Source organism: Oscillospiraceae bacterium (assembly GCA_015065085.1).
In the GTDB taxonomy this organism is placed as follows: domain Bacteria; phylum Bacillota; class Clostridia; order Oscillospirales; family SIG627; genus SIG627.
The window spans coordinates 335,906-348,647 of the sequence record SVQW01000001.1 but is presented as its reverse complement, the minus strand read 5'-3'; the positions used below and the strand labels follow the sequence as shown (position 1 = coordinate 348,647).

At 43.6% G+C, this 12,742-nt stretch carries 13 protein-coding genes and 1 other RNA gene; 8 read left to right on the top strand and 6 right to left on the bottom strand.

Annotated features, from left to right (window positions below; genetic code table 11):
* The first annotated feature begins 106 nt into the window (after positions 1 to 106).
* Positions 107 to 994: a 30S ribosomal protein S1 gene (locus E7588_01605; protein ID MBE6687954.1), complete on the top strand. Its 888-nt coding sequence runs from the start codon at positions 107 to 109 to the stop codon at positions 992 to 994.
* Here E7588_01605 and E7588_01600 read toward each other — a convergent pair.
* Genes E7588_01600 through E7588_01575 form a run of 6 tightly spaced genes read right to left on the bottom strand, consistent with a single transcriptional unit; the run spans position 969 to position 7,446 of the window.
* Positions 969 to 1,802: a hypothetical protein gene (locus E7588_01600; protein MBE6687953.1), complete on the bottom strand. Its 834-nt coding sequence runs from the start codon at positions 1,800 to 1,802 to the stop codon at positions 969 to 971. The genes E7588_01605 and E7588_01600 overlap by 26 nt on opposite strands.
* Positions 1,799 to 3,037, bottom strand: coding sequence for a hypothetical protein (locus tag E7588_01595; GenBank protein ID MBE6687952.1), 1,239 nt, complete (start codon positions 3,035 to 3,037; stop codon positions 1,799 to 1,801). The genes E7588_01600 and E7588_01595 overlap by 4 nt, the downstream gene beginning before the upstream one ends.
* Positions 3,030 to 4,037, bottom strand: a complete 1,008-nt coding sequence (locus tag E7588_01590) for a M42 family metallopeptidase (GenBank protein MBE6687951.1) — start codon at positions 4,035 to 4,037, stop codon at positions 3,030 to 3,032. The genes E7588_01595 and E7588_01590 overlap by 8 nt, the downstream gene beginning before the upstream one ends.
* Complete coding sequence (locus tag E7588_01585; GenBank protein MBE6687950.1) at positions 4,034 to 5,062, bottom strand: M42 family metallopeptidase; 1,029 nt, start codon at positions 5,060 to 5,062, stop codon at positions 4,034 to 4,036. The genes E7588_01590 and E7588_01585 overlap by 4 nt, the downstream gene beginning before the upstream one ends.
* Entirely contained in the window at positions 5,055 to 6,098 is a 1,044-nt protein-coding gene (locus E7588_01580) for a M20/M25/M40 family metallo-hydrolase (GenBank protein MBE6687949.1), read from the bottom strand. The genes E7588_01585 and E7588_01580 overlap by 8 nt, the downstream gene beginning before the upstream one ends.
* Before the next feature lie 19 nt (positions 6,099 to 6,117).
* On the bottom strand, positions 6,118 to 7,446 hold the full coding sequence (locus E7588_01575; GenBank protein MBE6687948.1) for a UDP-N-acetylmuramoyl-L-alanine--D-glutamate ligase: 1,329 nt from the start codon (positions 7,444 to 7,446) through the stop codon (positions 6,118 to 6,120).
* A gap of 132 nt (positions 7,447 to 7,578) precedes the next feature.
* On the opposite strand from E7588_01575, the gene rnpB reads away from it, so the two are divergent.
* The 7 genes from rnpB (at position 7,579) to E7588_01540 (ending at position 12,739) form a co-directional block, all read left to right on the top strand.
* An RNA gene (rnpB, locus tag E7588_01570) (RNase P RNA component class A) lies at positions 7,579 to 7,920 on the top strand.
* A gap of 23 nt (positions 7,921 to 7,943) precedes the next feature.
* On the top strand, positions 7,944 to 8,468 hold the full coding sequence (ruvC, locus tag E7588_01565) for a crossover junction endodeoxyribonuclease RuvC (protein ID MBE6687947.1): 525 nt from the start codon (positions 7,944 to 7,946) through the stop codon (positions 8,466 to 8,468).
* Positions 8,469 to 9,074 carry a Holliday junction branch migration protein RuvA gene (gene ruvA, locus E7588_01560; protein ID MBE6687946.1) on the top strand — a complete coding sequence of 202 codons (606 nt, stop codon included), beginning with the start codon at positions 8,469 to 8,471 and terminating at the stop codon, positions 9,072 to 9,074.
* Between the two features lie 3 nt (positions 9,075 to 9,077).
* A complete protein-coding gene (ruvB, locus tag E7588_01555; GenBank protein MBE6687945.1) occupies positions 9,078 to 10,142 on the top strand; it encodes a Holliday junction branch migration DNA helicase RuvB in 1,065 nt (354 codons plus the stop codon).
* A gap of 4 nt (positions 10,143 to 10,146) precedes the next feature.
* Positions 10,147 to 10,998, top strand: a complete 852-nt coding sequence (locus tag E7588_01550; protein ID MBE6687944.1) for an SAM-dependent methyltransferase — start codon at positions 10,147 to 10,149, stop codon at positions 10,996 to 10,998.
* 21 nt (positions 10,999 to 11,019) lie between these two features.
* Positions 11,020 to 11,877 carry an energy-coupling factor transporter ATPase gene (locus E7588_01545; GenBank protein MBE6687943.1) on the top strand — a complete coding sequence of 286 codons (858 nt, stop codon included), beginning with the start codon at positions 11,020 to 11,022 and terminating at the stop codon, positions 11,875 to 11,877.
* Entirely contained in the window at positions 11,840 to 12,739 is a 900-nt protein-coding gene (locus tag E7588_01540; protein ID MBE6687942.1) for an energy-coupling factor transporter ATPase, read from the top strand. The genes E7588_01545 and E7588_01540 overlap by 38 nt, the downstream gene beginning before the upstream one ends.
* The last annotated feature ends 3 nt before the right edge of the window (positions 12,740 to 12,742 follow it).

The following is a 12,742-nucleotide window of genomic DNA, read 5'->3' as shown; positions in this document are numbered from 1 at the left end:
CTATATTTTATGCCTTATGGGAATATTTGTTAATTTGGATTAATATAATTCATTAGGCAAAATAAATATGCAGAAAGGACACAGCGGACTTTTCCGTAAACTTAAAATGAATAATTACAAACCGGAAGGATACAATTTCAATTCAGCAGCAAACAAAGAATACCTGAATTCACCGCAGCTTCTTGAAAAAGCAATGCAGAATAAAACCATTATCGAAGCAAAAGCCGTACTTTGCGATAACTGCTTCAACCTGATTGTAGAGATCCCGGGCTTTCATGCCGTAATACCGCACGAAGAGGTCGCACTCACTCCGGATGGTGCTCCCTGTAAAGAAATAGCCGCAATCACACGCGTGGGAAAATCGGTTTCTTTCATAATAGAATCCATCGAAAAAGATAAAATGACATTATCCAGAAAAAAAGCACAGGAATTATGTATTGAAAAATACATATCAAAGCTTGAAACGGGTGAAGTGATAGATGCACGTGTCACGCATTTTGAGCCATTTGGTGCTTTTTGCGATATCGGGTGCGGTGTAACCGCTCTGCTCTCAATAGACAGCATTTCCGTTTCGAGGATTTCACATCCAAAAGACAGATTTCGCATTGGTCAATACATAAAAGCGGCTGTGCGTAATATAGAGGAAAACGGCAAGCTTATAAAAATTTCCCTCACGCACAAGGAGCTTCTGGGAACATGGCGCGAAAATGCCGATAGATTTTCCGTAGGACAAACCGTTGCAGGAATAGTACGAAGTGTGGAAAGCTACGGTATTTTTGTAGAACTCACCCCTAACCTTTCGGGTCTGTCGGAATTAAAGGAGGGCGTTGAACCGGGCCAAACTGCTGCCGTATATATTAAAAATATAATATATGAAAAAATGAAAGTCAAGCTTGTTATAGTTGACTTTCATTCATGCGAAGGTATTCAGGAAAAGAAAAACGATTATTTTATAACATCAGGTAATATTAATGGTTGGGATTATTACAATTAATTTTAAAAAGCTTAGCGGCATTGGTATAAAAAATTTTTTCAAGTTCCTCATCGGTAAGGTGCGCTTGCTCAAGCAACATACGCGCCGTCTGCTCTGCAGAATAAAGAGGATAATCACTTCCGAAAAGTATTTTATCAACACCATGTCGATGTATCATATCCACCAGCTCATCAGCACTCATGTAGTTATGCCACTCGGAGCAATCAAAGTACACGTCGGTTCCGACAAAATACTTTTCTGCCAGATCTTTGGTTGAGTAGCCGCCCATATGGGCGGCTATTATTATCAAATCCGGAAATCTTTGCTTAATATTGTATAACTTATCCGCTCTGGAGTGGTTACATTTTGGGTCACCAACATGAAAAAGCACAGGAAAGCGATATTTTTCGCACAGCTTATATGCAGTAAACATCTTCGGCGTGTCGATGTCAAACCCCTGAAAATCAGTGTGAAGCTTTATTCCTCGCATATCCATCTGTATCATGCGTTCAAATTCCTTTTCGTTATCATTGTAATCCGCATGAGTGGTACCCAGACCGATAAGGTTATTGTGGGATTTTACAGTATTATAAATAAAATCGTTAGCATGTTCAACATTCACAGCCTTTGTTGCAGCTGAGCAAATGACAAATTTACAGATATTAATTCCTTGCGACAGATTTACCATGCCCGCCAGTGTTCCGTCGCCGTTAACGGGGAGAGTGTAATATGCGCCGATGTTGTTTGCGGCGGATTGAGCTATTTTTTCCGGAAAAACATGACAATGCACATCGATAATTCTATATTCATTTAAATTCTTTTTTGTCATTTACCGATTGCCTCCTCGACAGCACGAACGGCTTCTATAAGTCCGATTTTTCCGCTTTCGTAAGTCAGTCCACCCTGGAAGTACACCGTGTACGGCTCGCGTATTGGGGCATCCGCCGAAAGCTCTATGGAAGCACCCTGCACAAATGTACCCGCTGCCATAATTACCTGAGAAGCATATCCGGGCATATCCCATGGCTCGGGAGTCACATGACTGTCAACCGGAGAGCCTTTTTGTATACCTCTGCAGAAAGCGCATATCTGTTCGGGAGAATTGAGAGAAACGGTCTGTATGATATCATAACGTTCTTCTTTTGGCGATGGATTTACATTAAAGCCCATTTCTTCAAACAATCCGGCAGCAAGTATTGCTGTTTTCAGAGCCTGTGCAACTGTATGTGGGGCATAAAACAAGCCTTTAATTATGTTTTTATTCTGTCCAAGCGAAGCTCCGCACTCCAGTCCTATTCCCGGAGAGGTCAAACGGTAGGCGCATAGTTCCACTGCTTTTTTCGTTCCGGCAATATACCCACCGGACTCAGCCATTCCACCACCGGGATTTTTAATAAGAGAGCCAACGATAATATCCGCGCCGTAATATGTAGGTTCGTGAAGTTCAACAAATTCGCCGTAGCAGTTATCCACCACAACGTACGCGTCGCTGATGCTCTTTACAAATCTGACAAGTTCTCCGATTTCGCCGCTTGAAAGTGTTTTCCGTGTTGAATAGCCCTTTGAACGCTGTACGTATACAACTTTTGTCGAGGGCGTAATTCTTGCTTTGATTGCCTCAAAATCAAAGGTCCCGTCTTTCAGCTCAATTTGGTCGTATGACACACCGAAATCCCTCAGTGAGCCGTTGCCCGGAGTACCGCTCAGGCCGATGACCTCATCCAGCGTATCATATGGTTTGCCGGCAACCGAAAGCAGTGTGTCTCCCGGACGCAGTAAACCGAAAAGTGCGACGGTAAGTGCATGTGTTCCGCTCACGATATTATGACGCACAAATGCGCTTTCACATTCAAAAATATCAGCATACAGAATGTCAGCGGTATCTCGTCCTATATCACCGTATCCGTAACCACTGGAAGCTCCAAACATGGCATCGCTCACTCTGTTCTTCCTGAACGCCTCCATTACACGTAGCTGGTTTTTTAACGCAACATCGTCAATTTTTGTAAACTGTTCACAGAATCCCCTTTCAAGTTCAGCAATTCTTTCAAATATATCACGCATTTATTCTACCCTCCAAAGCACAAACCAAAAGCTTGAGACAAGCCGCGTAGTCTTTCATATCTATCGTTTCAACACTTGTGTGTATATATCTCGTAGGAACGGAAATCGCACCGGCAACAGCACCACCGGCTGTCATGAGTAACGATTTTGTATCAGTACCGCCGGCAAGAAGTATCTCGAGTTGGTAAGGTATTTTGTTCTCCGTTGCAATCGTTTTTAGATACGAAACCATTTGTGGCGAACAAATAGCCGAAGAATCCTTGATTTTAACGGCAGCGCCCTTACCAAGCTTCACCTCCATGGGGTCACAACCGGGTACATCCCCCACATCGGTAACATCAACAGCTATACCGTAATCGGGGCGCACTGAAAATGAAGCTGTCTGCGAACCACGCAGTCCAACCTCTTCTTGCGAAGTGAAAACAAAATACAGGTCATACGGGCTGTTTTCAACGCGCTGTGCTGTTTCAAGTAAAAGTGCGCATCCCACCTTATTATCCAAAGCGTGAGAAGAAATTTTTCCACCCGAAAGCTTTGTAAAGTTCGGTCTTATCGTACATCTTGCACCTATTTGTACAAGCTTTTCAGCTTCTTTTCTGTTCTTGGCACCCACGTCGACATAAAACTTTTTAACTGACAAATCAGCATTTTTGGTGTTTTCTTCCGCAACCAGCACACCCTGAACTCCGTTGTCAAACACTACATTTGTAAATGCCGCTGAAGCACAATTGATACCACCAATGCCACTCACTCTCAGCCAACCGTTGTCATCAATGTAATGAACAATAAAGCCTATCTCATCCATATGAGCGGCAAGCATAAATTTCTTGGCATCCGAAAAAGCAGATTTTTTACACGCTATTATGTTACCCATAGGGTCAATTTCAACCGAATCGGTATATCTTGAAATCTCATTATAAATAAAGCTGTCTCTTCCGTACTCGGCGCCCGAAACGGAAATCTCGTTTGTAAGTTTCTCTATAAGCTTTTCAGAATTCATATTTCCATATCTCCGTATTCTTCAATCAGTTTTAGACATAACTCCTGCATATTTTCCGCATCGCGTAAATCCACAACACAACTTGGTGTATGCAAATAACGACAAGGTGCAGAAACCGCTAACACTTTTGCACCATTTCCCGCTCTCTGAACGGCACGTGAATCATTTCCGCCCGAAACATATGTTTTGGTTTGCCATTTAATCCCGCTTCTTTCGGCACACTCCACTGCGGCATTATATATATTCCTGTCGTAAACAGTTCCGTTGTCAATAATGGATAACACTGCACCGCCATCCTGCAGGCAAACTCTCTTATCCCCACTCACACCGGAAATATCTGCGGCGGTAGTAGTTTCTAGAATCACTCCGATATCAGGCTTTATGTGCGCTGCCGCACTCATTGCACCCCGGCAACCTACTTCTTCGCATTGTGTAAACGCAAAGTACGCATCATACTTGGTTTCACATTTGATTAAATTGCACATCAGCCAACAGCCCAAGCGGTCATCAAGCGCTTTAGCTTTAATTTTGTTTTCTCCAAATTTTGCAAATTCCGTAAAAAACGTAACTGTATCCCCTATTTTAACATACTGCTGTGCCTGTTTTTTTGAGTTTGCACCAATATCAATCACGAGTTCCCTGTAGGGTGTGGCTTTCTTGCGCTCTTCAGCGGTTTTACAGTGTATTGGTTTTGAGCAAATCACACCCGGTAATTCGCCGACACGAACTCTCTTGGCGCTTAGAACACGCGAATCTATACCACCCACGGGCTCGAATGTCAGTGTACCGTCATCAAGTATTCCCGTGATCATAAGTCCTACTTCATCGGTATGCGCAGAGAACATCATTTTGTTTTTTGGTGTTTTTTCACCTTTTTTATAAGCTATCAGATTTCCGACCTTATCAACGTAAAGCCGTTCGCAGTAGGGCTTTATTTCTCTTATAATTATGTTTTTTACTTCGTCGTCGTTGCCGGATACACCTTTGGCATCACAGAGTTCTTTGAGCAGTTTGATATTATCCAATTATACGCATCTCCTCTCCGCGATACAAACCATCAGTTATAAAACAAGCAATAAGTTTGCTTGTATTCTTCACATCTTCAAGAGAAATAACTTCACAGGCGGTGTGCATGTTTCTCAATGGGACAGATAAAACGGTACATGGGATACCTTCCAGTGCCACCTGTATATTATGAGCGTCCGTTCCGGTGTTATTGGCTTCGCTGACACGCCGGAACTTTAATTTGTGTTTTTCGGCAGTCGTACATATTGCATCGGAAAGCTTTCGTGAGGTGGTAGCGGAATAAGATACAGCCGTGCCACACGAAAGTTCAAGTGCACCAATCTCATCGATACCCTTCATCTTTGCGTGACCTACATCTACGACAATAGCCATATCCGGATTTATGTCGTATACACCGGTTGAAGCGCCCAAAGAAGTTACTTCTTCTTGTGAAGAAAACAAAGCATATATATCAAAATCAATAGTTTTTTTCAGCATTTCAACGGCTTTAATTATTGTTATAACACCAATTTTGTCATCCAAACCGCGTGAAGAAATTCTGTCATTCAAAAGATAATCCACGCCATTGGCCAATACTGCAGGCGTTCCAATATCAACAAGTTCATCCAGCTCTTTTTTTGTAAGGCCGGTGTCGATGACCAATTTTGTTATCTTATCAAGGTCAGTGGATCCGTTACCAAGATGAGGCGGTGTGGAAACAAAAACGCCTTTAATCGGACGTTTACCGTAAACTGTAACTTGTGAAGCATACAAAATGTTGGTATCTATACCGCCGATATTTGTAACACTCAGAAAACCACCCTCATGCACAGCGGTGACATACATACCTATCTCGTCCAAATGCGCATTAAGAAGTATAACAGGTGCATTGGGATTACCGCATTTTTTTACTGCAACCACGCTTTGATTTTTTAAAGCATAGGCAGTATCAAATACACCTTCACACAAAGAAAAAATCCGGTCGTGTAACAAATGTTCATAACCCGAAACGGATGGCAGTTCTGTCAAAGTTTCAATGGCTTTTTTTATGTTCATGTCTAACCTTTCCTCTAAATCATTCTAAATTATTGACTTGTTCTTTGAAAAAATTGCCTCGGTGCTCAAAATTCTTAAATGCGTCAAAGCTTGCACTGGCAGGTGTAAGAACTACTGTATCTCCGCTTGTTGAAATATCATGTGCCTTCTTTACGGCAGAGGCAAGATCTTTCTCAAAATATATCGGATAATCATGGTCGACTTTCACTACGGCGTCATATATCTTCTGTGAAGTTGCACCCGTAAGTATAAGTACCTTAAGCTTTTGCGCAAAAACATCGGCAAGCGGTGAATAATCAAGATTTTTGTCATAACCACCGCAAATGGCAATAATTTTACTCTTGAAAACACCAACAGCTGCAATAGTACGGCTGGGGCTGCTGTCAATAGAACTGTTATAATACTTTACCCCGTCCTTTTCCCTTACAAATTCACATCTGTGAGGTACACCCCTGAACTCGCGTGCCACCGAAATTACATGCTCCGGCAAAACAAAATCCAAAGTCGCGGCTATGGCTGCCTGAAAGTTCTCCACGTTATGCTCTCCGGGGATAAATATGTCACTTCTGTTAAGAATTTTTTTACCACGCACGCAGATCGCCTCATCCACAGCATCTTCTTTTCTTGAGAAGAAACGCACCCGCTCTTCGGATAACTCATCAGCCATTTTACGGGTAATTTCATTATCCTTATTCAAAACAACAATACTGTTATCCGAAAACTTAAATATATTTTTCTTTGCCACTACATATTCTTCAAAATCCGTATGCCAATCAAGATGGTTCGGAGAAACATTTGTAATTATACATATATCCGGAGAAGATGTCATAGACATAAGCTGAAAACTGGAAAGTTCCAGCACAACAACATCGTTTTCGGTAATACTTTCCGTCTTACAGAAAAGCGGTGTGCCAATATTTCCGCCAAGCCATACGTTGTACCCGGCTTTTTTAAGAATTTCCGAAATGAGGGTAGTAGTTGTCGTTTTACCATCACTGCCGGTAACGGCGATTATTTTTGCGGGGCAGACATCAAAAAAGAGCTGCATTTCATTTGTAAGTACGGCAACATTTTTGAACTCTTCCAAGTCAGGGCGTATACCCGGCGATTTTATGACGATATCTTCAGTTATATCCTTGAGATAATCTTCACCTGTGAAAATCTCGGCTTCTACGGATTTAAGCTTATTCAATATGTTTTCCTCAGGAACTTTTTTGTCACGCGCAACAATTGTTGCTCCGCATGAATCCAGCAAGTCAATCAGCGGACTGTTGCTTATTCCGACACCCGCCAAGCCTACCCGTTTGCCGTGTATCCATGTTTTAAAATCACTGAAAGTGTATTTAATATTTCTCATAGCGGCTCCAAAAAAAAAAATAATTTATGCTATATTATACTCTTTTTAGAAAAAATAATCAATATATTCCTTAAAAATATTTGACAAAAATAAAATATTAGTATATAATATATATCGTATTTGCAACCGGGCGGGACGGTCGCGCAGAATTCGAACTCTGTGAGGAAAGTCCGGGCTTCATATGGCAGGATAGCGGATAACGTCCGCCGAAGGCGACTTCCGGGAAAGTGCAACAGAAATATACCGCCTCTTTTGAGGTAAGGATGGAAAGGCGAGGTAAGAGCTCACCGGCGTGCAGGCGACTGCATTGCCCTGTAAACCCTATCTGAAGCAACACGTGGAACGTTTAAATCAGCCTGATAGTTCCCTAGTGGCTTGAGCCGTACGGCAACGTACGGTCGAGATAGATGACCGTCATCGATCTCAGGATCGGTACAGAACCCGGCTTACAAGCCCGATTGCAAATCTTATTTTACGGAGTGTGTCTGATGATTATTCTGGGTATCGACCCCGGTATCGCAACTATGGGGTACGGCATTATAAACTATTTTGGCAATTCATTCAACTATATCACTTGCGGTGCAATTACCACTGCTGCCGGTGAACGCGTTGAACGCAGATTGGCACTGATATATGACCGATTGAACTGTCTTATCAAAACATATACTCCAGATGCCGTGGCGGTTGAAGAACTTTTTTTCAACACCAACCAGAAAACCGCAATTAACGTCGCACAGGCACGAGGCATAGTGCTTCTTTCGTCAGAAAGAGCGGGAATACCGCTGTTTGAATATACACCACTGCAAGTAAAGCAGGCCGTGGTTGGCTATGGACGAGCCGAAAAGCATCAGGTTATGGAAATGACAAAAGTGCTTTTGGGGCTCAATGAACGCCCTAAGCCGGATGATGCCGCCGACGCACTTGCACTTGCAATATGTCACGCACATAATTCTTCTTCGAAGCTTGCAGGACTTAACAAAATTAATCCAACAAAACGTACCGGAGGAAAATAAATGTACTACTATATAAGCGGCACGCTTGTTCACGCCGCATCTGGCATGGCTGTTATCGATAACAACGGAATCGGCTATAAGATGACCGTCAGTGATAAAACCATAGGCAAGCTGATGAATACCGAAGGTAACGTAAAGCTTTACACTTATCTTGTCACTCGCGAGGATTCAAGCGAGCTGTACGGCTTCTATGACACCGAGGAATGTCACACATTCCAAATGCTTATAACTGTTTCGGGAGTGGGCCCAAAGGCCGCAATGTCAATTCTTTCTGAATTAACTCCTACACGATTTGCCATGGCGGTTATTTCCAATGACCCCAAAGCCATAAGTGCCGCTCAGGGAATCGGACTTAAAACAGCTCAGAAAATCATACTTGAACTCCATGACAAAATGAAAAAGAATCAGACTGCCGTTGCTGTCAAATCGCCCATCATTGCCGGTGACAGCATGACAGGTTCAAGCGATGATGTAACCGCCGCGGCGGATGCACTGGTAGTACTCGGATACACACGAAAAGAGGCTTATGATGCATTGGACGGCATTGCGGATGATACACCGCTTGAAGAAATGATACGCCGGGGTCTCAAAAAACTGATGAGGTAAAAAATGTCAAAAAAACACGAATACGACGACGATACATTTGATGAGCGAGTGGTTGACCCTTCGCCCATTGAATACGACAACGAGGCTTCTATAACGGACAATTCACTGCGCCCCAGAACATTCGACGAATATGTAGGGCAGGAAAAAGCAAAAGAAAGTCTTAAAATCTATATTGAAGCGGCAAAAAGCAGAAGCGAGGCACTGGATCACGTTCTGCTGTACGGTCCGCCCGGCCTCGGAAAAACTACTCTTTCCGCAATCATCGCTTCTGAATTGGGCGTAAATATCAAAATCACTTCCGGGCCCGCAATCGAAAAGCAAGGAGATCTTGCGGCACTTCTCTCGGGCCTTCAGCACGGCGATGTGCTTTTCATCGACGAGATACACAGACTCTCCCGTTCAATTGAGGAGGTCCTCTACCCTGCCATGGAAGATTATGCGCTTGACATAATAATCGGCAGCGGTCCTTCAGCAAGAAGTATACGGATACCGCTTGAAAAATTCACACTTATAGGTGCCACCACTCGAGCAGGTCAGCTTACCGCACCGCTGCGTGACCGTTTCGGTGTTCTTCTGCGACTTGAACTTTACACTACGGAAGAACTGGCTTCAATCGTAACCCGCAGTGCGGATATCCTTGGCATTGACATAACCCCGGAAGGTGCCGATGAAATTGCCAGACGATCACGCGGAACACCACGTATAGCAAACCGTATTCTGAAAAGAGTTCGCGATTTCGCTCAAGTGAAGCACAATGGAATAATAGACCGCGCCACAGCTGATGAAGCCTTAAAAATGCTTGAGATCGATGAGCTTGGTCTTGATATGGTAGACCGCAGGATGCTCACTTCAATCATCAAATTCTTTGGTGGCGGTCCCGTAGGTCTTGAAACGCTTGCCGCGACCATAGGAGAAGAAGCGATTACGCTCGAAGATGTATACGAACCTTACCTGCTTCAAATCGGTTTTCTCAACCGTACTCCGCGTGGCAGATGTGTAACACAGCTGGCGTATGAACATCTTGGCATTGACCTAAAAAAAGACAGACAAATTTCTATTGAGGACTGAATTTATGTATACAACAAACAACTGGGCGGATTATGAATTATTGGACACATCCGACGGTGAACGTCTTGAACGTTGGGGTAAGTATATACTCATACGTCCCGATCCACAGGTTATCTGGAGCGGTGTAAAACGCCACAAACTCTGGGACAAAGCCGACGGTCATTATGTACGTTCTCAAAATGGCGGGGGGCATTGGGAAATTAACAGATTTCCGGAAAAATGGCAAATTGATTACAAAAATCTCACTTTTAACATCAAGCCGATGGGATTCAAACACACAGGTGTTTTTCCTGAGCAAGCTGCAAACTGGGATTGGTTTGGTGAAATGATCCGCAACTCGGGACGCAAGATTTCCGTCCTCAACCTGTTCGCTTACACCGGCGGTGCAACAATAGCAGCTGCGGCAAACGGTGCCAGCGTGTGTCACGTGGACGCTTCAAAAGGCATTGTTGCAATGGCTAAGGAAAATGCCGCTTCCAGCGGTTTAGAAAGTGCTCCCATACGATATATCGTTGATGACTGTATCAAATTCTGCGAAAGAGAAATACGCCGTGGCAACAAGTACGATGCTATAATCATGGATCCACCTTCCTACGGACGCGGTCCCGGCGGAGAAATGTGGAAACTCGAAAGCAACATCGGCGATTTTATTCGCCTGTGTTCAAACCTTTTATCCGACAATCCTCTATTCTTTTTACTAAACTCCTACACAACTGGGCTTTCCGCTTCGACAATGGGTTACCTTTTGAGGCTTCATCTTAAAGGCGGAAAGGTAGAATGTGATGAAATCGGTCTTCCGGTTACTCAAACGGGTGGCTTTCTTCCCTGCGGTGCGGCAGCAAGATGGTACTTGTAACATAATCATGAAAGGTTAAAAATGTCAAATATAGTTTTTGAAAACGTTTCCTACACCTACAACTCTCAGCCGGTTATAGATAAAACACACTATGCCGTAAAAAATGTATCACTAAAAATTGAGGACGGCACTTTTGTTGCAATTCTCGGGCACAACGGTTCAGGAAAGTCCACATTGGCAAAACTGATGAACGGAGTGTTGTTGCCAACCGAAGGAAAAGTAACAGTCAACGGCATTGAAACCTCTGACGAGTCGCGGATACTTGAAATACGCCAATCGGTAGGTATGGTTTTTCAGAATCCCGACAATCAAATTGTTGCAACGGTTGTTGAAGAAGATGTAGCGTTTGGTCCGGAGAATATGGGGGTCGATCCCCAAACTATACGTGAGCGTGTTGATTATGCTCTTGATGCAGTAGGCATGACTGATTTTCGTCTCCACTCCCCTCACCAGCTTTCCGGTGGTCAAAAGCAACGTGTCGCGATAGCGGGTGTAATAGCAATGCTCCCCGAATGTATTATTTACGACGAATCAACCGCAATGCTTGATCCATACGGGCGGCGTGACATAATCAATACCGCCAACAAACTGAATAGAGATAAAAACATAACAACTGTTCTCATTACGCATTATATGGAAGAAGCTGTTTATGCAGACCGTGTTATTGTTATGAATGACGGTGAAATATTTATGGACGGCTTACCACGAGATGTGTTTTCCGACGTTGAAAAGCTTAAAGCAATTGGGTTGGATGTTCCTCAGCCGACGGAGCTTATGTATATGCTGGCAAGAGACGGATTTAATGTTCCCAAAGGCGTAATGACTGTGGCAGAAGCAGCCGATGCTATTGAAAAGCTTATTATTGAAAGGCGAAAGTAAATTGACAGATATCAAACTTGAAAATGTAACCTATGTGTACAGCCCCAACACCCCTTTTCGAAAGGAAGCTCTTGAAAATATAAATATTACATTTCACGGCGGAAAACTGACGGGGCTTATCGGACACACAGGTTCGGGCAAATCAACCCTTGCACAGCTTTTAAACGGTTTATTGAAACCAACAAGCGGCAGAGTGTTGCTCGGAAATTGTGACATATGGGAAGAACCCAAAAATATAGGTCTTATTCGTCACAAAGTCGGGCTGGTATTTCAATATCCGGAGTACCAGTTGTTTGAGGAAACCGTATACTCGGATATTGCATTCGGCCCTAAAAACATGGGACTGAGCGGTAAAGACCTGGACACGGTCGTACGTCAGGCTGCGGAGTTCGTGGGGCTATCCTCCGAGCTTCTCGAGAAATCACCTTTCGAGCTTTCCGGCGGTCAGAAACGTCGCGTTGCTCTTGCGGGCGTAATCGCCATGGAACCGGAAGTTCTTGTACTGGATGAACCCGCGGCGGGACTGGACCCGCGCGGACGCCAAGAAATCCTCACCGGAATCAAAGCTTACCAGCGCACAAAAAATAACAGTGTTATTCTTATTTCTCACAGCATGGAGGACATTTCCGAATATGCCGATGAAATAGTGGTGCTGAAGAATTCCAGAATTCTTTCAAGCGGTTCGGTTGAAGATGTTTTTAATAATGCTCAGCTTATCAGCTCCAACGGTCTTGCGCTTCCGAGTGTGACGGAAATAATTCTGGAACTGAAAAGGCGCGGTATTGATCTAAAAACCGTATATACGACAAATGACGCAATAAAAGAGATAAAGCAGCTTTTACAACAGCAATTTCAGGAGTAATCA